This is a genomic window from Vibrio sp. 1078-1, assembly GCF_033340475.1.
This window is the reverse complement of record NZ_JAWOWM010000387.1, coordinates 1-680: the sequence shown is the minus strand read 5'-3', so window position 1 is coordinate 680 and position 680 is coordinate 1. Positions and strand designations below refer to the sequence as shown.

At 43.7% G+C, this 680-nt stretch carries 1 pseudogene; it reads right to left on the bottom strand.

Going from position 1 to position 680, the window contains the following annotated elements:
- Positions 1-111 precede the first annotated feature (111 nt).
- Positions 112-680 (bottom strand): annotated as a pseudogene (locus R7190_RS27730) (IS481-like element ISVvu4 family transposase); the annotation flags it as partial.

Genomic DNA, 680 nt, shown 5'->3' with positions numbered 1-680 from the left:
TGCGTAACTACAACCATTTTAAAGTGGTGTGGATTGCACAGGTACGACTAAACTGTACTAATTCAGACCTGATCTGACAGTTACCCACTTTTCGACTTGGTGCCTGTCAGATTATATCTGGGCTAAATTCTTTTCAGCCCAGATTGATTTCCCATCTTCTAATGTCTCTATTGGCGTTCTGCCACAGCACATTTTTCCTTGATGAGTACGGTGATTGTTGTAGTAGTCCATCCATTCGTCCAGATCTTTCTGCAACTCTTCGATAGAACCATACAGTTTCTTTCTGAATGTCACTTGGTAGAACTCATTCAATATGGTCTTGTGGAAGCGCTCGCAGATACCATTTGTTTGTGGTGACATCGCTTTAGTTTTCGTGTGGTCGATATCATTAATGGCTAGGTAGAGCTGGTAATCGTGCTGCTCAACACGACCACAGTATTCAGTGCCTCGGTCAGTCAAGATTCGCAGCATTGGCAGTTCATGCGCCTCAAAGAACGGTAGAACCTTATCATTCAATATATCCGCTGCGGTGATTGGTGTTTTCGTTGTGTAGAGCTTGGCAAAGGCGACTTTACTGTAGGTATCAACGAAGGTTTGTTGATAGATGCGCCCAACACCTTTCAAGTTGCCAACATAGAATGTGTCTTGAGAGCCGAGATAACCTGGATGTGCTGTTTCTA